The organism is Pseudoxanthomonas sp. 3HH-4, from assembly GCF_006716465.1.
GTDB lineage: Bacteria > Pseudomonadota > Gammaproteobacteria > Xanthomonadales > Xanthomonadaceae > Pseudoxanthomonas_A.
This window is the reverse complement of the sequence record NZ_VFPB01000007.1, coordinates 197,464-215,371: the sequence shown is the minus strand read 5'-3', so window position 1 is coordinate 215,371 and position 17,908 is coordinate 197,464. Positions and strand designations below refer to the sequence as shown.

The window sequence follows — 17,908 nt, the reverse complement described above, 5'->3', positions numbered from 1 at the left end:
GCGCTGGCGGCCAAGCAGGGTGAACCGAAGCAGATCAGCGGCAAGCAGGAGCGTTACGAGAACCTGCTCAACCAGTACCTGCTGCGCTGAGCGCGGCGGACCAACGACATCAGGATCGAGGAAGGGGACGGCAATGAGTCAGGCAATGACGGGGGGAGAGAACACCAGGCTGATCGTGTTGATCAGCATGGTGGCGACGATCGGCGGGTTCCTGTTCGGTTTCGACAGTGGCGTGATCAACGGCACGGTGGATGGACTGCGACAGGCGTTCGACTCTGATTCGGTCGGCACGGGATTCAACGTTGCCTCGATGCTGCTGGGCTGCGCGGTCGGTGCCTTCTTCGCCGGTTGGCTGGCGGACCACTACGGTCGGCGCAATGTGCTGATCGTGTCGGCGGTGTTCTTCCTGATCTCGGCATGGGGATCGGGCATCGCCACCGGGTCGTTGGAGTTCGTGATCTATCGCGTGCTGGGCGGTTTCGCCGTGGGCGCGGCCAGCGTGATGTCGCCGGCCTACATCAGCGAGGTGTCGGCCGCGCAGTATCGTGGGCGGCTGGCCACGGTGCAGCAGATCGCGATCATCGGCGGCCTCTTCGCCGCCTTCCTCAGCAACTATCTGCTGGCGAAGGTGGCCGGCGGATCGGTGACTCCGTACTGGCTTGGGTATGAAGCCTGGCGCTGGATGTTCTGGGTGGAGATCCTGCCGGCGGGCTTGTTCCTGGTGGCGTTGCTGTTCATTCCCGAAAGTCCGCGCTATCTGGTGGCAAAGGGCAGGAAGGAGCAGGCACTGGTTGTGCTGAAGCGGCTCTATGGCGAAGCGGCCGGTGTCCGCAAGCTGGGCGAGATCGAAGCCTCGCTGGCTGCGGACCACCATCGTCCGCGCCTGTCGGATCTCATCAGCAAGGCGACGGGGAAGATTCGCCCCATCGTGTGGGTCGGCATCGGCCTGGCCACGTTCCAGCAACTGGTCGGCATCAACGTGGTGTTCTACTACGGCGCGGTGCTGTGGCAGGCGGTGGGCTTCTCGGAAAACGACGCGTTGCTCATCAACGTCATCTCCGGTGCGCTGAGCATCGGTGCCTGCATCGTGTCGATGCTGCTGGTGGACAGGATCGGCCGCAAGCCGCTGTTGTGGATCGGCTCGGCGGGCATGGCCGTCACGCTGGGGCTGGTGGCCTTCGCCTTCGCTACCGGCAGCCTGGATGCGGCCGGCACGCTGCAGTTGTCCGACGGCATGGGCGTTCTGGCGTTGGTGGCCGCCAACCTGTACGTGGTGTTCTTCAACATCTCCTGGGGCCCGGTGATGTGGGTGATGCTGGGCGAAATGTTCCCGAACCAGATCCGCGGTTCGGGCTTGGCCGTGGCCGGACTGGCCCAGTGGGGTTCCAACTTCCTGATCACCTGGACCTTCCCGATGCTGCTCACCGGCATCGGACTGGCGGGGGCCTACGGCCTGTATACGATTGCCGCTGCAATCTCGGTGGTCTTCGTGCTGAAGTACGTGCACGAGACCAAGGGGCGCGAACTGGAGCAGATGGAAGGATGAACACGATGACGAACCGCAACTTCATGCGCGCCCGCAGCGGTGTGCTGCTGGCCGCGCTGGCATTGGCGCTGGCCGCCTGCAAGGGCGATGGCAAGGTCGAGGCGCCCGCACCGCAGGCACAGGCGAACCCGTGGCCGCAGGTCGCCTGGCCGCTGGCCGAGGACGCTGCGCTGGAAAAGCGCATCAGCGACCTGCTGGCCACGATGACGGTAGAAGAGAAGGTCGGCCAGTTGGTGCAGGGCGACATCGCCAGCATCACGCCGGACGACGTGCGCAAGTACCGGCTCGGTTCGATCCTTGCCGGCGGCAATTCCGATCCGGGCGGCCGCTATGACGCCTCGCCGGCCGAATGGCTGGCGCTGGCCGATGCCTTCTACGAGGCGTCGATGGACACCTCGCAGGGCGGCAAGGCGATCCCCGTCATCTTCGGCATCGATGCCGTGCACGGACAGAGCAACATCGTCGGCGCCACACTGTTCCCGCACAACATCGGCCTGGGCGCGGCGCGCAATCCGGAACTGCTGCGCCGGATCGGTGAGATCACCGCGCTGGAAACGCGTGCCACCGGCATGGAGTGGACGTTCGCGCCGACCGTGGCGGTGCCGCAGGACGACCGCTGGGGCCGCACGTACGAAGGCTATTCGGAATCACCCGACGTGGTGGCCAGCTATGCCGGCGCGATGGTGGAAGGTCTGCAGGGCAAGGTCGGCACGCCCGGCTTCCTCGACGGCCGCCACGTGATCGCCTCGGTGAAGCATTTCCTCGGCGATGGCGGCACCACCAACGGCAAGGACCAGGGCGACACGAAGATCAGCGAAGCCGAGCTGGTACGCATCCACGCCGCCGGCTATCCGCCGGCGATCGCGGCCGGCGCACAGACGGCGATGGCTTCCTTCAACAGCGTCAACGGCGAGAAGATGCACGGCCACAAGCCGTACCTGACCGATGCGCTGAAAGGTCGCATGCAGTTCGGCGGCTTCGTGGTCGGTGACTGGAACGGCCACGGCCAAGTGAAGGGCTGCACGAATACCGATTGTCCGGCGACGATCAATGCCGGCCTCGACATGGCGATGGCCTCCGACAGCTGGAAGGGGTTCTACGAGACCACGCTGGCGGCGGTGAAGGCCGGCACGATCAGCCAGGAACGGCTGGACGACGCCGTGCGGCGGATCCTGCGGGTGAAGATCCGCCTGGGACTGTTCGAAGCGGGCAAGCCGTCCGCGCGCACGGTGGGTGGACAGTTCGCGTTGCTGGGTTCGCCCGAGCATCGTGCCGTCGCGCGCCAGGCCGTGCGCGAATCGCTGGTGCTGCTGAAAAATGCAGGTGGCGTGCTGCCTCTGCAGCCGAAGCAGCGCATCCTGGTTGCCGGCGACGGCGCCAACGATGTCGGCAAGCAGGCCGGTGGCTGGACGCTCAACTGGCAGGGCACCGGCACCACGCGCAAGGATTTCCCGAACGCCGATTCGATCTACGAAGGCATCGCGCAGCAGGCGAAGGCCGCCGGTGGCGAGGCGCTGCTGTCGGTTGACGGCAAGTACACGCAGAAGCCCGACGTGGCGGTGGTGGTGTTCGGCGAGAACCCGTACGCGGAGTTCCAGGGCGACCTGCAGACGCTGCTTTACAAGCCGGGTGACGACGCCGACCTCGAATTGATCAAGCGCCTGAAGGCCGAGGGCATCCCGGTGGTGGCGGTGTTCCTGAGTGGACGCCCGCTGTGGATGAACCGCGAGATCAATGCCGCGGATGCGTTCGTCGCCGCATGGCTGCCAGGCTCGGAAGGAGCAGGCATCGCCGATGTGCTGCTGCGCAAGGCCGATGGCAGCGTGCAGCACGACTTCAAGGGCAAGCTCAGCTTCAGCTGGCCGCGCACCGCCACGCAGTACGCCAACAACGTGGGGCAGGAAGGCTACGACCCGCTGTTCGCGTTCGGCTTCGGCCTGACCTACGCCGACAAGGGCGATCTGGCCGCGTTGCCGGAAGACTCCGGCGTGAGCAGCGACGAGGGCGCGACGGGCGTGTTCTTCGCGCGCGGCGATGCCGGTTCCGGCATGGCCTTGCGGCTCGAAACCGCCGACGGCCAGGGCGTGACCGTCACCAAGGTCCCGGAGGCATTGAACGCTGACCTCTTGAAAGTTGCCGGCGTGGACCATCTGGCGCAGGAAGACGCACGTCGCCTCGCCTGGTCGGGCAAGGGCGAAGCAGTCGCGGCGCTGCAATCGCACACTGCGCTGGACCTGCAGCGCGAAAGCAATGGCGACGTGATGCTGTTGACCACCTTGCGTGTCGACACCGCGCCGAGCGGCGACGCTTGGCTTTCGGTGGGTTGCGGTACCGGTTGCACGGCACGCGTGGCGCTGGCACCGACGCTGGCGAAACTGCCGGTGGGCCAGTGGACGCGGGTCGGCGTGCCGCTGAAGTGCCTCGCCAAGGCCGGCGCCGATGTCAGCAAGCTGGATCGGCCGTGGGCGATTGGCACTGCCGGCACGATGACGATCTCGGTCTCGCGCGTCGCACTCGGGTCGCTGGACCAGGCGGAGCAGGCGGTCGACTGCCCGCGCTGAGGAAGAAGGCATCCCCCGGGCGCGCACGCGTCCCCGGGGCGTGCCGTGGCATCGCTTTTCGATGGGGATAGGGGAACGGGATGACACTGTCGGGACTGGATATCGCCATCGTGCTGGCCTACCTGGCCGGCATCTTCGTGCTGGCGCAATGGGTGTCGCGCGAGAAAGCGGGACACACCAAGGATGCGAAGGACTACTTCCTCGCCAGCAAGTCGTTGCCGTGGTGGGCCATTGGCGCTTCGTTGATCGCGGCCAACATCTCGGCCGAACAGATCATCGGCATGTCCGGTTCCGGCTATGCCATCGGCCTGGCCATCGCCTCGTACGAGTGGATGGCCGCGGCCACGCTGCTGATCGTCGGCAAATGGTTCCTGCCGGTATTCCTGCGCAACGGCATCTACACGATGCCGCAGTTCCTGGAACAGCGTTACGGCGCGCGCATCCGCACCCTCATGGCCGTGTTCTGGCTGGGGCTTTACGTGTTCGTCAACGTCACTTCGATCCTGTGGCTGGGCGCCATCGCGGTGTCGCAGGTCACCGGCATGGACCAGATGCTGGCAGTGGTGCTGATCGGCGTGTTCGCGTTGCTGTACCAGCTTTACGGGGGTCTGAAGGCCGTCGCGCTGACCGACATCGTGCAGGTGTCGCTGCTGGTGCTGGGCGGCCTGCTGGTCGCGGGTCTGACACTCAACGAACTGGGCGACGGCGCAGGCATCGTCGCGGGCTTCCACCGGTTGTGGGAAGCGCAGCCGGGCCACTTCGAGATGATCCTCGACAAGGACAACCCCTTCTACAAGGACCTGCCGGGCCTCAGCGTGCTGATCGGCGGCATGTGGATCATGAACATCAGCTACTGGGGCTTCAACCAGTACATCATCCAGCGCGCGCTCGCCGCGAAGGACATCGGCGAGGCGCAGAAGGGCGTGCTGTTCGCCGCGTTCCTCAAGCTGCTGATGCCGGTGATCGTGGTGCTGCCGGGCATCGCGGCGGTGATGCTGGCGCCGGGCCTCGACAAGCCCGACCAGGCGTATCCGACGATGATGCGCCTGCTGCCTACCGGCATCCTGGGCCTGGTGTTCGCCGCGCTGGTGGCCGCGATCGTCGCGTCGCTGGCGTCGAAGATCAATTCGGTGGCGACCATCTTCACCCTCGACTTCTACGCCAAGGGCAAGCGCCAGCACGATGAAACAAAGCTGGTACGCGTCGGCCGCATCGCCGCGGTGGTCACGGTAGTGCTCGGCATTCTGGCGGCCAAGCCGCTGCTGGGCAGCTTCGACCAGGCGTTCCAGTACATCCAGGAATACACCGGCTTCTTCACCCCGGGCATCGTGGTGATCTTCGTGCTGGGCCTGTTCTGGAAGCGCGCCAACGAGGCCGGCGCGCTGGCGGCGGCGATCGGTTCGTTCGTGTTGTCCATCGTGCTGAAGCTGGCGTGGCCGGCGCTGCCCTTCATCGATCGCGTCGGCCTGGTATTCCTGCTGGCGCTGGCGCTGGCGGTGGTCGTCTCGCTGGCCACGCCGCACGCCCCGGAGAAGGACATCATCCAGACCGGCGATGTGGACTACCGCACCAGCGGCGCATTCAATATCGGCGCCGTCGCCGTGCTCGCCATTCTCGTGGCGCTGTATACGCTGTTCTGGTGATGTCCATTGCGCGACGTTCAGAGCGGGTTTAGCCCCGCGGTGAAGCGGTGCGGATTCTCACGAATTCGTGCCGGGAATCTAATGAGCGCTTAACTTCGAGCTAATCGACCCTTAATCGAGCGATTCCAGCATGCACGCCATGCACTGGATCCGCTCCCACATCGTACTTGCCCCGCTGCCGGGACGCTTCGCCAGCGTCCAGCTGATTGATCGCCACGATCCCGACCGGGACGAAGTCGAGTCGTTCATCAGCGACGTCTATCGCGAACGCTACGGCGCAGCGCTGCGCAGCTTCTTCCCCCATCTGCTCGCCTACCGCGACAGCGATGGCCGGCTTGCCGCTGCCGTCGGCGTGCGTGCCGGAGGGGAGGGGCCGCTGTTCGTCGAGCACTACCTCGATGCGCCGGTCGAACAGGTGATGGCACACGAGCAGATCGCGCAGATCGACCGCCGCCTGATAGTCGAAGCCGGCAACTTCGCCGCCACCACACCCGGCATCGCGCGCGAACTCATCCTGCAGCTTGCGCTGACCCTGCAGTCGGCGGGCATGACATGGGTCCTGCTGGTCGCCACCCGACAGTTGCGCAATGCGTTCGAGCGCCTGCATCTGCCGATGATCGAACTGGCCGAAGCGCGTGCCGAACGGCTGGGCGATGCCGGTGGAGACTGGGGTTCCTACTACGCATCGCGACCACGCCTGATATGCGGCAACCTCGCAGAGGGCGTGGCCTACCTGCGGGGCAGGCACATGCCCCGGACATGCAGCGGCACCCCGGATCTTTGCCTGGCAGGGTCGCCATGAGGACGCCGATGGATGTCGTTCTGCGTGAGTCCGAAGGCAACGGACGTCCCCGCCTGATCACGGCGCAAGGCACCCTGGATGACCGGGCCCTTGCGGCGCGGATCGGGCATCTCGTCGAGTGGATGACGAAGATGGACATCCGGCGCGTCGCCAGTCGCCTGGACAACGGGCCGAGCTGGTTCGTGCTGGACATGGCGATCCGCGAAACCGGTGGCGTGCATGTGCCGCTGCCGATGTTCTTCTCCGACGCGCAGGTGCTGCACGCGCTGGCCAACAGCGGTGCGCAATGCGTCGTCACTTCCCGCGATGACGCCATGCCGCCCGGCGTCGAGGCGCTGACCGGGTTCCTCGATGGCGAGCGCCTGGCATGCTGGCGCGCGCAGGTGGACGAAGCGGCGGCACCGGTGCTGCCGCACCGCACCGGCTGCATCACCTATACGTCCGGCACGACGGGTCGCCCACGAGGCGTGTGCCTGGATGCGCACACGCTGTTCGGCGTGGCGGGGTCGCTGGTCGATGCCGCCGCCGCGATCGCGCCCCGCCGCCATCTGTGTCTGATGCCGCTCGCAACGCTGCTGGAGAACGTGGCCGGGCTGTACGCCGCCCTCCTGGCGGATGCGGAGATCGCACTGCCGTCGCTGTCCGAGATCGGCTATACCGGCGCGACCGGCCTCGACGTGCCCACGCTGCTGCGTTGCCTGCACCGCTACCAGCCCGAAAGCGTGATCCTGGTACCCCAGTTGCTGTTGGCACTGGTGATGGCGGCGGAGCAGGGCGCTCCCTTGCCCGCCTCGTTGCGCTACATCGCGGTGGGTGGTGGGCGCGTGGGGCCCGGTCTGCTCGCGCGTGCACGCGTGCTCGGCCTTCCCGTGTTCGAAGGTTATGGCCTGACAGAGTGCGGTTCCGTGGTATGCCTTAATCGCCCTGGCGCCACGCGCGACGGCAGCGTCGGCCAGGCCTTGCCGCATGCCGATGTCTCGATCGTGGATGGCGAGATCTGCGTCGAAGGCGCACGCGCACTGGGGTACCTCGGGGGCGACCCGCTGGAAGAGGGGCCGTTGCGCACGGGCGACCTGGGCTATCGCGACGACGAAGGTTTCGTCTACATCACCGGGCGCCGCAAGAATGTCTTCATCACCGCCTTCGGGCGGAATGTGTCGCCGGAGTGGGTGGAGAGCGAACTGCTGGCGCATCCGGCCATCGCGCAGGTGGTGGTCTGGGGCGAGGGCCAGGCGGACAACGTCGCGGTGCTGGTGCCACGCCGTCCCGACGTGGACGACGCACAGATCATGCGTGCGCTGGGTGAGGTCAACGCTGGACTACCCGACTATGCGCGCGTCGCGCGCTTCGTGCGCGCCGCACCCTTCAGCGCGGACGCGGGCCTGATGACCGCGAACGGCCGTCCGCGCCGCGCGGCCATTCTCGACCGTTACCAGGCCGACGTCGACGCCTGCTATCGCCTCATCCCGAACGTTTCCCCCTCCGGAGTCACCGCATGAGTTTCCATGACGAGCTGGTCGCACAGACCATGCGCGAGCGCGACAGTCTGCTTTCCATTCCCCTCATCCAGTCCGCGCTGGCGGGCAGGATAGCGCGCGAGGATTACGTGGCCTTCCTCACCCAGGCCTATCACCATGTCCGCCACACGGTGCCCCTGCTGATGGCCTGCGGTGCGCGCCTGCCCGCGCGGCTGGAATGGTTGCGCACGGCGGTCGGGGAGTACATCGACGAAGAGATGGGGCACCACGAGTGGGTGCTGGACGATATCGCGGCATGTGGCGAGGACCGCGCCGCGGCCGCGATGTCGTCACCGTCGTTGGCGACGGAGCTGATGGTCAGTTACGCCTACGACACCATCCAGCGCGGCAACCCGGTCGGCTTCTTCGGCATGGTACTGGTGCTGGAGGGTACCAGCGTCGCGCTCGCCACGCGCGCCGCCAACACGCTGCAGGCCTCGCTCGACCTGCCGCCCAATGCATTCGGCTACCTGCTGTCCCATGGCGACCTGGACATCGAGCATGTCGGCTTCTTCAAGCGCCTGATGGATCGACTGGACGACCTCGGAGACCAGGCGGCGGTCATCCATGCAGCACGACGCTTCTACGTGCTCTACGGCGACATCTTCCGCACCCTGCGTGCCGATGGCGTGCGCCTGGCCGAGGCGGCCTGATGGAACTCGCTGGGAGAACCGTGATCCTGACCGGCGCCAGCGGCGGCATCGGCCAGCCGTTGTGCGCGGCGCTGGTCGCCGCCGGTGCGCGCGTGCTTGCAGTGGGGCGAGACGAGGCCAAGCTGCGCCGGGTCGCGCAAGACATGCCTGCGGGCAGTACGTCGTGGGTCGTCGCCGATGTGGCGACGGAGGACGGGCGCGCCCATCTGCTGCGCGCGGCGCAGGCCGCGAGCCCGCTGCCCTCGGTGCTGGTGCTGGCTCACGCGCAGGCGGCATTCGGTCTGTTCGAAGAGCAGGATCCTGTCGACATGGACCGGTTGGTGCAGACCAACCTTGTGGCGCCGATGCTGCTCGCGCATGCCTTGCTGCCACTCCTGAGGACGCATGCATCGGCCGCCGTGGTCGTTGTCGGCTCCACCTTCGGCAGCCTGGCGTTCCCCGGCTTCGCGGCCTACAGCGCCAGCAAGTTCGGCCTGCGCGGACTGACCGAAGCGCTGGCAAGGGAATACGCCGATACCGGCCTGCGCTTCCAGTACCTGTCGCCACGCGCCACCCGCACGCCGTTCAACACGCCTGCCGTCGATGCGCTGAATGCCGAACTCAAGGTCAGCAGCGACGTGCCCGCCGAAGTCGCACGCCAGCTGGTCGCGGCCATCGTGCAGGGCCGGTCGCGGATGCAGATCGGTTGGCCGGAAAAACTGTTCGCGCGCATCAATGGGCTGGTGCCCGGACTGGTCGATCGCAATCTGCGCAACAGCCTGCCCATCGTCCGCCGGCATGCGCGACGACCACGATCATCCACCGAGGAGAACATCCACCATGAACCACGCTTACGGTAAGTCCATGCTCTTCCTGATTCTCATGTCGACAACGCTGCTGGTCGGGATTGCCTTGGCAGGCGAACCCGGCGCCACCACGACCGGCCAGGTGCGCGACCGTTGGGCGCAGATCAACTACCAGGTGCCGAAGGCGCAGCGCGAACCGGCCTTCGAAGAGCTTGCACGCCAGGCCGGGAAGATCCGCGAGGCGCACCCGCGTGATGCGTCCGCCCTGATCTGGGAAGGCATCGTGTTGTCGAGCCTGGCAGGCGAGAAGGGCGGGATGGGGGCGCTCGGGCTGGTCAAGCGTGCGCGTGCCGATTTCGAGGCGGCCATCAAGATCGCGCCTGACGCGCTCGACGGTGCGGCCTACACCAGCCTGGGCGCGCTGTACTACCAGGTGCCGGGCTGGCCGCTTGGCTTCGGCGACGACGACAAGGCGCGCGCCATGCTCCGCAAGGGGTTGGCCATCGATCCCGATGGCATCGACGCCAACTATTTCTATGCGGATTTCCTGCTCGACCAGAAGGACTGGACAGGCGCGCGCGCGGCCTTCCAGAAAGCGCTGGCGGCACCGGCGCGGCCGGGCCGGGAAGTGGCTGACGCCGGTCGCCGCCGCGAGGCGGAGAGCAAGCTCAAGGACATCGCCGGGCACCTTGCCAACTGAGGGGGGGAGCACCAGACTGGCCGCATGCGCATCCTGCTGGTGGAAGACGATCCGTTGCTGGGCGAAGGCATCTGCATCGCCATGCGGCGCGGTGCCTTCGCGATCGATTGGGTGCAGGACGGTGCGAGCGGACTCACGGCAATGCGCGATGGCGAGTTCGACCTCGTAGTGCTGGATCTGGGTTTGCCGCGGATGGACGGCATCGAGGTGATCCGGCAGGTACGCGCCGCCGGGAACCCGGTGCCCATCCTCGTGCTGAGCGCACGCGAACGGCCGTCCGATCGCACGCTGGGGCTGGACGTCGGTGCGGACGACTACCTGGGAAAGCCATTCGATACCGCCGAGCTGCTCGCCAGGGTGCGTGCGCTGATCAGGCGCAGTTCCGGAAGGGCGACCCCTTCGCTGGAAGCGGGTCCCCTACGCCTGGATCCGGCCACGCTCACCGCGACATGGAAAGGACGAAGCCTTGATCTCACCCGGCGTGAGTTCGCATTGCTGCGCGTCCTGATGGAGCAACGTGGCCGCCCGATGGCGCGCGACACGATCCAGCGGCACCTCTATGGCTGGAACGAGGACGTCGCCAGCAATGCGGTGGACGTGCATGTCCACCAGCTCCGCCGCAAGCTGGAACCGAGCGCCATCCGCACGGTACGCGGCATCGGGTATGCCCTCGGCGACGTGGCCGGAGACACCGCATGAGATCGATGCGTGCGACGCTGCTGTTGCTGCTGCTCGGCACGCTCGGCGTCGTGATGTCCGCGGCCGGCTGGCTCAGCTACCGCGCGGGTCTGCAGGAAGCTGGCGAAATGTTCGACGCCAGGCTCGTGCAGTCCACCCGTGTGCTCGTGAGTCTGGTCGATGAGCCCTTGAGCGAGCTCAATGCCTACCCGGGTGAGCCGATCGTCCTGCGCGGCTGGCATGGCGAGGCCCAAGGTGTCGGCGACGCGCTCGCCTTCGATGACGGCCATGCGTACGAGAACAAGCTCGCGTTCCAGGTGTGGGACACGAAGCAGCGCTTGCTGCTGCGTTCGGACAGCGCCCCGACGACACCGCTGGCGGTGACGGAACCCGGGTTCTCCGATGTCGTGATTGAAGGTGCACGCTGGCGCACATTCACACTGCGTTCGTCGAATGGCCGTTGGTTCCAGTCTGCCGAGCTTTCCGATATCCGCCAGGAACTGGCTACCGATATCGCGGGAGGGACATTGCTACCCTTGCTGCTCGCGCTTCCGCTGATGGCGCTGGTGATCTGGTGGAGCGTTGCCTTGGCCACACGCTCGCTGCGCGGCCTGTCGATGGAGATCGGCCAACGCCATCCGGAGCGGCTGGTGCCGCTGGATCCCGCCGATGTGCCGCGCGAGGCGCAGGGCCTGGTGAGCGCCATCAATGGATTGCTGCAGCGGCTGGACGTCGCGCTCGCACGCGAGCGGAACTTCGTTGCGGACGCCGCCCACGAACTGCGGACGCCGATCAGCGCATTGAAGGTGCATGCGGACAATGCGCGCCATGCCCTCGACGAACATGATCGGGCGCAGTCACAGGAGCTGCTCGGCATCAGTATCGAACGCGTGGAACGGCTGGCATCCCAGCTTCTTTCGCTCAGCCGGGCCGAGAGCCTGGGAGGTGCGCGCGAGCATTCGAGGCTCCATCTTGATGCGCTGGTGAGGACGGAGATGGAGGAACTCCGGCCGTTGGCGGAGCGAAAGAACCAGGAAATCGTGCTGACGCTGGAAGGCGCGCAGTTGTGGGGAGACGAGTTCGCGCTGGGCCTGTTGGTCCGCAATCTGATCGAGAATGCACTGCGCTATACACCGGCGGGGGGCGTGATCGAGGTGCGGACTTCCACCACGGGCATGCAGGCGGTGCTGACCGTGGAAGACAGCGGCCCAGGCATCCCAGAGGATGAACGGGAACGGGTTTTCGACCGCTTCTACCGCCGCCTGGGCGGGGGGAGCGACGGCAGCGGGCTGGGGCTCGCCATCGCCGCAGAGGCTGTCACAGCCCACGGTGGGCGTATCCATCTGGGTGGTTCGGCGCGTCTGGGTGGCCTGGTCGCGCGCGTGGAACTCCCGGCCAGCAAGTGAGCGGACGGATCGGCGCGGGGGCTGGTCTTCGCGGTGAGGCTGACGGCAGGTAGATCCCGTCTCACCCGCTGCAGCCACCGCAGCACACGGAAGGCAGGCGTTCGATGGTGTCGGGCGTGACGCGATGGCCCGCCTGCGCGAGGGCCATCAGCAGTTCCACCGCGAGCGCGCTGGTGGAACGGCGCAGGCATCCTGATTGGGCATCCAGGTCCAGCACCGCTGCGGGATCCAGATCCTGCAGGTGGCGTTCGATGACGGCCAGGTCGATGGGGGCATCGCCCAGGCGGATGACATATTCCATGGCCTGCTCCACAAAGGGATGCGCCGCCCGCAGGCGGCGCATCGTGGGTCGGGGCGGATTACTTGGTGACGACCAGCTTGCCCTTCATCAGCGTGGAGTGGCCGGGGAAGCTGCAGAAGAAGCTGTAGTCGCTGCCGGCGGTCAGCTTCTTGCCGGGGAAGGTGATCTTCGTCTTTTGCCCGCCGCCGATCAGTGCGGTATGCGCGATCACGCGCGCATCGCCGGCGGCTACGTAGGCGCCCGCGGCGCCGGCCTTCATGCCGTCGCGCGCCACGCCGGCCAGGTCGGCGGTCTTCGACACCACCGCGTTGTGACCCATCGCCGCGGCCGGCAGCTTGCCGGTATGCGTCAGCTCGAGGGTGATGGTGGCGCAGCTGGCGGAGACCGTGGCCTCCTTCAGGTCGAATTTCATGGCGTCGTCGCCCTTCAGGCTGACGGTGCAGTTGCCGGCGGCCTGGGCCATGCCGGCGGCGCCGAACAGGGCAAGGGCGAGCAGGGAGTGGGAGAGTTTCATCGTGTGGCTCCGTCGTTCTTCGGGTTTGGGTGGGTGTGGGGACATGACATCACGGCCCGGCGAGCAGCGCCTTGACCTGGGTCAGGAACTGCGGATCCGCGGCGGCACCGGTCACCTCGCTGCGCGCACGCACGCGTCCGTCGGCATCCAGCAGCACCAGCACGCTGGTGTGGTTGATGCTGCCGTCGTCGCGGAAGCGGTAGCGCACGTCCAGCACGCTGGCGATCGCGCGCACGTCGTTGTCGGCGGGCGCCAGGAACTGCCAGCCCGCCGGCACGCGATGGCGCCTGGCGACCTCCTGCAAGGCGGCCGGGGTGTCGCGGACCGGGTCCAGGCTGATCATCACCATGCCCAGCTTCGCCCGTTCGCGCGGCGTGAGCTGCTTCTGCACGCTCTTGGCGTTCTCGATGATCAGCGGGCACATCAGGTGGCAGTTCGTGTAGAACATCGACACCACGCGCGGCTGGCCGTGCAGCGACGACCATGCGACGGGTCGTCCGCCGGCATCCTGCGTTGTCGACTGCAGGTGGTAGACCGATTCGCCCGGCAGCGATTGCGCGTGCAGGGTGCCGGCGAGGGCCAGCGTAGCGGACAGGAAGAAGGACATGCGTTTCATGGAGTGCTCCTTGCGCAGCGGAAACCGAGGTTGCCCAGGGTGGCCCCGGGTTGCAGTGCCGACAGCAGGACGAAGCGCTTGACCACGCCGTAGTCGCCGGGATCGTTGAAGGCCAGCGCGGTGGCGCCGCAATAGCGCAGGCTGTCGCCATCCTGCTGGCCGCGGCGGTCGCCGTCGCCCAGCAGCGAGGCGTAGTCCTCGCTCCATTCCCAGTACGCACCGTGCAGGCCCTGGATGCCGTAGGCATTGGCTGGCGCATCGGCGGCGGCATCCATCGCGTGCGGCGTGCCGTCGTTGACCTGACGCATCCGCCATCGCGGATCGCTGCGGGCGTCACGCCGGGTCGCATCGGCCGCCGCCGCGTATTCCCACTCCACGAAGCGGGGCAGGCGCGCCTGCTGTTCGCGGCAGTACGCATCGGCGGCGTACCAGTTCACGTGCACGACCGGTGCATCGGCATCGACCGCCGCCCCGGGAGCATCGGCCGTGGCCCAGTGGCCCAGGTAGCCCGGGCTGGCGAACACGGCGGGAATGCGGTCGCGTCGCCACTGCGGCTGGCGCGCGAGGAATCCGGCGAAATCGCGATTGCTGACAGGCCGTGCCATCAGCGCGAACGAGGCCACCCGCACCACGCGGGTGTCCTCCTCGAAGCGCACGGACGAACGGAAGTCGCCGCCCTCGACAGGCAGGAATCCGTTCGCCGCGTCCCCGGCGACGGCAAGCGCCGACGCCAGGGCCAGCACGAGGATCGAAGCCGTCTGTGGCAGCGTCCGTTTCATCCGGTCCTCACTTCTTGTCGGCCGGCTTGGCTTCCGGATACTCGATGTCGTGCTGCTGGCCGGTGTAGATGGAAGGGTTCTTCTCGCCCTCCACCTTCAGGATGCCGAGCGAGCCCTTGTGGAACGTGCGGAAGATGCTGTGATCGACCAGCACGAAGTTGCCCGGCACGTCCGCCTTGAACTCGACCATGGCCGAACCGCCGGCGGGGATCAGCGTGGTCTGCACGTTCTCCTGGTACTTGCTGCCGCCTTCCGTGTAGACCTTGTCGAAGATCTCGCCGATCACGTGGAAGCTGGACACCAGGTTCGGGCCGCCGTTGCCCACGAACATGCGGATGGTTTCACCCGCCTTCGCCGTCAGCGCGTTGTCGCCCTGCAGCGCGTCGACCGAGCCGTTGAACACCACGTAGGTCGGGTGCTCGTCGATCGCCTTCTCCAGGCTGAAGGGCTGCAGGCCGGGTTCGCCGTACGCGCCTTCGGTGTAGAAGTCGCCCTGCACCACGTAGAACTCCTTGTCCACCGGCGGCAGGCCTTCTTCCGGCTCGACCAGGATCAGGCCGTACATGCCGTTGGCGATGTGCATGCCGACCGGGGCCATCGCGCAGTGGTAGATGTACAGGCCGGGATTCAGCGCCTTGAAGGTGAACTGCGTTTCGTGGCCGGGGAGCGTGAACGTGGCTTCGGCGCCGCCGCCCTGGCCGGTGACGGCGTGCAGGTCGATGTTGTGCGACATGTGCGAGTCGTGGCGGTTCTTCAGCTTGAACTCCACCGTGTCGCCCTTGCGCACGCGGATGAAGCTGCCCGGCACCGTGCCGCCGAAGGTCCAGAAGTTGTAGGTGACGCCATCGGCCATCCGCATGTCCTTCTCGATCATCTCGAGGTCGACCACGACATGGGCCGGTGTCTTGCGCGTGAGCGGCGCGGGCACCATCGGGGGCGCCGTCAGCACGGCATGGATGGTCTCGCGGGCCGGGGCGATCCTGTCGCTGGCGAGCGCGGGAATGGCGAACATCGCAGCGAGCGCGCTGGCGAGGGCGCAGGGGAGTACATGGGGATGCAGGCGTTTCATGGCGCTTTCCTTTGATGGGTCGTGGTGGGTGTGCATCCATGGTGGAAACGCACTGCGACGCCGACGTTGATCTGGATCAATCGTCGACGGCCGGAAGCGGGAATTCGCGCATCGGCTTGACCAAGGTCAAGCGCATCGGGGGCTGCGACAACGCGTCGCATCTGCACTCCAGGGTGCGTCGTGAGAATGGGCGCATCACACGAAGGGAGATGTGCCATGACCCTTAACCTGCTTGCCGTGGCCCTGTTGGGCGCGCTCGCCAACATGCCGTTGGCGCATGCGGGCGAACCGCACACCGCGGCGCACGCCGATGCGATGCCGACGACCACGCTGGACGGCATCGTCGTGGTGGGCGTCGCGCCAGCGATGGCCACCACCTTCATCACCGATCCCAAGCTGCCGCGCCAGCCGGTGCCCGCCAGCGACGGCGCGGACTACCTGAAGACGATTCCCGGCTTCTCCACGCTGCGCAGCGGCGGCACCAATGGCGATCCGGTGCTGCGCGGCATGTTCGGCTCGCGCATCAACCTGATGACCAACGATGGCGCGATGAGCGGCGCATGCCCGTCGCGCATGGACAACGCACTGTCGTACATCGCGCCGGAAACCTACGACCGCCTGGTCGTCATCAAGGGGCCGCAGACGGTGTTGTGGGGCGGTGGCGCCTCCGCCGGCACAGTGCGCTTCGAGCGCGAGATCCCGTACTTCGCAGAGCCCGGCGTGCAGGCTTCAGGCAGCGTGCTGGCCGGCAGCCACGGTCGCAACGATCAGGTACTGGACGTCAGCGCCGGCACACCGCGCGGCTACGCACGCGTCTCGGCCAACCGTTCCGAGGCAGACGATTACGAAGATGGCCATGGCGACCGCGTGCCTTCGTCCTGGAAGAAATGGAATGCCGACGCCGCGATCGGCTGGACGCCGGACCAGGACACCGTGCTGGAGCTGAGCGCAGGCATCGGCGATGCGCAGGCCCGCTATGCCGGGCGCGGCATGGACGGCGCGCAGTTCGAGCGCGACAGCCTCGGGCTGCGCTTCGAGAAGAAGCACATCGGGGGCGTGCTGGACGCCGTGGTCGCCAACGTCTACCAGAACGACGTGGATCACGTGATGGACAACTACACGCTGCGCGATCCCGACCCCACCGGCAGCATGCCGATGCCGATGGCCAGCAACGTGGCGCATCGCACGCGCGGTGGCCGCGTGGCGACGACCTGGCAGAAGGATCGCTGGGAAGTGACCGCCGGCCTGGACCTGCGCGCCAGCCGCCACAGCAAGCGCAGCGCGATGGGGCGCGGCGCCTATCTCGCCATGCCGTGGTCGGTGGACGCCAAGTTCCAGAGCTGGGGCGCCTTTGCCGAATCGCACTGGCACATCACCGACAAGCACCACCTGATGAGCGGCCTGCGCATTGATCGCGCGGAGGCACAGGACCTGCGTGCCACCACCGCCGGCACGATGCCGGTGCCGAACCCCACCGCCGGGGTGACACGCAGGGAATCGCTGCCCAGCGCGTTCGTCCGCTACGAGTACGACATGGGCGGCCGCTGGGGCGCGTATGCCGGCCTCGGCCACACGCAGCGCATGCCGGACTACTGGGAACTGTTCTCGCCCACGCGCGGCCCGGCGGGGTCCGCCAATGCCTTCGCCGGCGTTCAGCCGGAGCGCACCACGCAGCTCGACATCGGCGCGCAGTACAAGGGCGCGAAGGTGGATGCATGGGCGTCGCTGTACGCCGGGAGCGTGCAGGACTTCATCCTGTTCGACTACGCCGCCGGGATGATGGGCGGCACCACCCGGGCCCACAACGTGGACGCGAATATCCGCGGCGGCGAAGCCGGCATCGACTGGCGCCCGGCGCCGGGGTGGAAGCTTTCCGGTTCGGCGTCATACGCGTGGGGCGAGGTAAGCGCCGCCGGCACCGCACTGCCGCAGATGCCGCCGCTGGAAGCTCGCCTGGCCGCCAGCCGCGAACACGGGGCGTGGACATGGGGCGCACTGTGGCGCGTGGCGGCGGCACAGGACCGTGTCAGCACCACGCAGGGCAACGTGGTCGGACGCGACCTCGGGCCGAGCGCGGGCTTCGCGGTGTTCTCGCTCAACGGCGGCTATCGCTTCAGCGAATACGCGCAGCTCACCGCCGGCATCGACAACCTGTTCGACCGCGCCTACAGCGAACACCTCAACCTGGGCGGAAACAGCGCCTTCGGTTATCCGGCCGATCCGGTACGCATCAACGAACCCGGTCGCACGACCTGGGTGAAGCTCAACCTGCGCTACTGACGCGAGGGAATCGGCAGGCATCGTCGCCGGGCGGTCGCGGTCCCTCGATGTGGTTCAT

Annotated in this window: 16 protein-coding genes; 11 read left to right on the top strand and 5 right to left on the bottom strand. The window is 67.1% G+C overall.

Features of this window, described 5'->3' with window-relative positions:
- Positions 1–133: 133 nt before the first annotated feature.
- The 10 genes from FB548_RS18525 to FB548_RS18480 all read left to right on the top strand — a co-directional run bounded on the left by FB548_RS18525 (position 134) and on the right by FB548_RS18480 (position 12,291).
- Complete coding sequence (locus FB548_RS18525; protein WP_142126282.1) at positions 134–1,546, top strand: sugar porter family MFS transporter; 1,413 nt, start codon at positions 134–136, stop codon at positions 1,544–1,546.
- A 5-nt stretch (positions 1,547–1,551) separates the two neighbouring features.
- Positions 1,552–4,107, top strand: coding sequence for an exo 1,3/1,4-beta-D-glucan glucohydrolase (locus FB548_RS18520; protein ID WP_142126281.1), 2,556 nt, complete (start codon positions 1,552–1,554; stop codon positions 4,105–4,107).
- An 80-nt stretch (positions 4,108–4,187) separates the two neighbouring features.
- On the top strand, positions 4,188–5,750 hold the full coding sequence (locus FB548_RS18515) for a sodium/sugar symporter (protein WP_142126280.1): 1,563 nt from the start codon (positions 4,188–4,190) through the stop codon (positions 5,748–5,750).
- 139 nt (positions 5,751–5,889) lie between these two features.
- Positions 5,890–6,552: a thermostable hemolysin gene (locus FB548_RS18510; RefSeq protein ID WP_185742176.1), complete on the top strand. Its 663-nt coding sequence runs from the start codon at positions 5,890–5,892 to the stop codon at positions 6,550–6,552.
- An 8-nt stretch (positions 6,553–6,560) separates the two neighbouring features.
- Positions 6,561–8,051 (top strand): AMP-binding protein, encoded by a 1,491-nt coding sequence (locus tag FB548_RS18505; protein ID WP_142126278.1) that lies wholly within the window; start codon positions 6,561–6,563, stop codon positions 8,049–8,051.
- Positions 8,048–8,722: an iron-containing redox enzyme family protein gene (locus tag FB548_RS18500; RefSeq protein WP_142126277.1), complete on the top strand. Its 675-nt coding sequence runs from the start codon at positions 8,048–8,050 to the stop codon at positions 8,720–8,722. The genes FB548_RS18505 and FB548_RS18500 overlap by 4 nt, the downstream gene beginning before the upstream one ends.
- Positions 8,722–9,561 (top strand): SDR family oxidoreductase, encoded by an 840-nt coding sequence (locus FB548_RS18495; protein ID WP_142126276.1) that lies wholly within the window; start codon positions 8,722–8,724, stop codon positions 9,559–9,561. The genes FB548_RS18500 and FB548_RS18495 overlap by 1 nt, the downstream gene beginning before the upstream one ends.
- Positions 9,542–10,207: a tetratricopeptide repeat protein gene (locus tag FB548_RS18490; protein WP_345775919.1), complete on the top strand. Its 666-nt coding sequence runs from the start codon at positions 9,542–9,544 to the stop codon at positions 10,205–10,207. Before FB548_RS18495 ends, FB548_RS18490 begins: the two co-directional genes overlap by 20 nt.
- A 24-nt stretch (positions 10,208–10,231) precedes the next feature.
- On the top strand, positions 10,232–10,906 hold the full coding sequence (locus FB548_RS18485) for a response regulator transcription factor (protein WP_142126275.1): 675 nt from the start codon (positions 10,232–10,234) through the stop codon (positions 10,904–10,906).
- Between the two features lie 17 nt (positions 10,907–10,923).
- Positions 10,924–12,291, top strand: coding sequence for an ATP-binding protein (locus FB548_RS18480; protein ID WP_185742179.1), 1,368 nt, complete (start codon positions 10,924–10,926; stop codon positions 12,289–12,291).
- A 61-nt stretch (positions 12,292–12,352) separates the two neighbouring features.
- Here the strand turns inward: FB548_RS18480 and FB548_RS18475 are convergent, their stop codons facing one another.
- The 5 genes from FB548_RS18475 to nirK are packed head-to-tail and all read right to left on the bottom strand — an operon-like array spanning position 12,353 to position 15,570.
- Positions 12,353–12,592: a hypothetical protein gene (locus FB548_RS18475; protein WP_142126273.1), complete on the bottom strand. Its 240-nt coding sequence runs from the start codon at positions 12,590–12,592 to the stop codon at positions 12,353–12,355.
- Positions 12,593–12,650: 58 nt separating this feature from the next.
- A complete protein-coding gene (gene azu / locus FB548_RS18470) occupies positions 12,651–13,106 on the bottom strand; it encodes an azurin (protein ID WP_142126272.1) in 456 nt (151 codons plus the stop codon).
- 49 nt (positions 13,107–13,155) lie between these two features.
- Positions 13,156–13,722, bottom strand: coding sequence for an SCO family protein (locus tag FB548_RS18465; protein ID WP_142126271.1), 567 nt, complete (start codon positions 13,720–13,722; stop codon positions 13,156–13,158).
- Positions 13,719–14,501 (bottom strand): SUMF1/EgtB/PvdO family nonheme iron enzyme, encoded by a 783-nt coding sequence (locus FB548_RS18460; protein ID WP_142126270.1) that lies wholly within the window; start codon positions 14,499–14,501, stop codon positions 13,719–13,721. The genes FB548_RS18465 and FB548_RS18460 overlap by 4 nt, the downstream gene beginning before the upstream one ends.
- Before the next feature lie 7 nt (positions 14,502–14,508).
- Positions 14,509–15,570, bottom strand: a complete 1,062-nt coding sequence (gene nirK, locus FB548_RS18455) for a copper-containing nitrite reductase (protein WP_142126269.1) — start codon at positions 15,568–15,570, stop codon at positions 14,509–14,511.
- 315 nt (positions 15,571–15,885) lie between these two features.
- On the opposite strand from nirK, the gene FB548_RS18450 reads away from it, so the two are divergent.
- Positions 15,886–17,850, top strand: a complete 1,965-nt coding sequence (locus FB548_RS18450) for a TonB-dependent copper receptor (RefSeq protein ID WP_255470632.1) — start codon at positions 15,886–15,888, stop codon at positions 17,848–17,850.
- Positions 17,851–17,908 lie beyond the last annotated feature (58 nt).

Excerpts from the sequence above, each read along its gene's own strand:
- FB548_RS18525 (WP_142126282.1), top strand. The coding sequence starts at position 134 with ATGAGTCAGGCAATGACGGGGGGAGAGAACACCAGGCTGATCGTGTTG.
- FB548_RS18520 (WP_142126281.1), top strand. The coding sequence starts at position 1,552 with ATGACGAACCGCAACTTCATGCGCGCCCGCAGCGGTGTGCTGCTGGCC.
- FB548_RS18515 (WP_142126280.1), top strand. The coding sequence starts at position 4,188 with ATGACACTGTCGGGACTGGATATCGCCATCGTGCTGGCCTACCTGGCC.
- FB548_RS18510 (WP_185742176.1), top strand. The coding sequence starts at position 5,890 with ATGCACTGGATCCGCTCCCACATCGTACTTGCCCCGCTGCCGGGACGC.
- FB548_RS18505 (WP_142126278.1), top strand. The coding sequence starts at position 6,561 with ATGGATGTCGTTCTGCGTGAGTCCGAAGGCAACGGACGTCCCCGCCTG.
- FB548_RS18500 (WP_142126277.1), top strand. The coding sequence starts at position 8,048 with ATGAGTTTCCATGACGAGCTGGTCGCACAGACCATGCGCGAGCGCGAC.
- FB548_RS18495 (WP_142126276.1), top strand. The coding sequence starts at position 8,722 with ATGGAACTCGCTGGGAGAACCGTGATCCTGACCGGCGCCAGCGGCGGC.
- FB548_RS18490 (WP_345775919.1), top strand. The coding sequence starts at position 9,542 with ATGAACCACGCTTACGGTAAGTCCATGCTCTTCCTGATTCTCATGTCG.
- FB548_RS18485 (WP_142126275.1), top strand. The coding sequence starts at position 10,232 with ATGCGCATCCTGCTGGTGGAAGACGATCCGTTGCTGGGCGAAGGCATC.
- FB548_RS18475 (WP_142126273.1), bottom strand. The coding sequence starts at position 12,592 with ATGGAATATGTCATCCGCCTGGGCGATGCCCCCATCGACCTGGCCGTC.
- azu (WP_142126272.1), bottom strand. The coding sequence starts at position 13,106 with ATGAAACTCTCCCACTCCCTGCTCGCCCTTGCCCTGTTCGGCGCCGCC.
- FB548_RS18465 (WP_142126271.1), bottom strand. The coding sequence starts at position 13,722 with ATGAAACGCATGTCCTTCTTCCTGTCCGCTACGCTGGCCCTCGCCGGC.
- FB548_RS18460 (WP_142126270.1), bottom strand. The coding sequence starts at position 14,501 with ATGAAACGGACGCTGCCACAGACGGCTTCGATCCTCGTGCTGGCCCTG.
- nirK (WP_142126269.1), bottom strand. The coding sequence starts at position 15,570 with ATGAAACGCCTGCATCCCCATGTACTCCCCTGCGCCCTCGCCAGCGCG.
- FB548_RS18450 (WP_255470632.1), top strand. The coding sequence starts at position 15,886 with ATGCCGACGACCACGCTGGACGGCATCGTCGTGGTGGGCGTCGCGCCA.